1 protein-coding gene is annotated in these 302 nt (G+C 56.3%); it reads right to left on the reverse strand.

Going from position 1 to position 302, the window contains the following annotated elements; genetic code table 11:
- A partial coding sequence (locus M3B90_RS09595; protein ID WP_259890160.1) for a hypothetical protein occupies nt 1–302 on the reverse strand: 302 nt, incomplete at both ends.

A 302-nucleotide genomic window follows, 5' to 3' on the forward strand; every position in this document is an offset into this window, starting at 1 on the left:
GGTCTTCCCCACCGGGTTACACGCATTGTTGTTGTCACTGCCGTCAGAATCACCGCGCATGCTCACCTGGTTGAAGAAACCGCCCTTAGACGCATCCTTCAACTCCGCATCACACTTCGACGCGGCAGCACCGTCAGCCTTACCAGGAACAAACGTTCCCGAGATCACAACCGTGAACGACTTCGACTTACCAGGAGCAAGCTCTTCGCCTCCAGTCACAGTGAAGGCACCGTCCTTGAGCACAACCTCCGTGCCTTCAACAGTGGCCTTCTGAATATCGAAGCCCTTCGGCGCAGTCGGTT

The organism is Dermabacter sp. p3-SID358, from assembly GCF_025147465.1.
Taxonomy (GTDB): domain Bacteria; phylum Actinomycetota; class Actinomycetes; order Actinomycetales; family Dermabacteraceae; genus Dermabacter.